General features: G+C 72.2%; 1 pseudogene. It reads left to right on the top strand.

Going from position 1 to position 230, the window contains the following annotated elements:
- Window positions 1-230: pseudogene (locus tag QM841_RS43010) on the top strand (NUDIX hydrolase); the annotation flags it as partial.

Raw genomic sequence — 230 nt, 5'->3', positions numbered from 1 at the left:
CCCCGAGATGGCCGTCGCCCACGGCACCGTCGTCCGGCACGCCCGGACCCGCCTCGCCGCCAAGCTCTCCGACACCAACATTGCGTTCGGCTTGGCCCCCGGCGAGTTCTCCAGGTCGACGCTGCGCGAGATCTACTGCGCCGCACTCGGGTACCAGCTGGATGCGACCAACCTCCAGCGCGTCCTCGGACGCCGTGGGGTGCTGACCCCCACCGGGACCACGGCGCCGT

Origin of the sequence: Rhodococcus sp. IEGM 1307, from assembly GCF_030056915.1 — a bacterium.
Lineage (GTDB): Bacteria > Actinomycetota > Actinomycetes > Mycobacteriales > Mycobacteriaceae > Rhodococcus_F > Rhodococcus_F opacus_D.
Note: the sequence above shows the minus strand (reverse complement) of the source record. Positions and strands in the feature narration are given on the sequence as shown.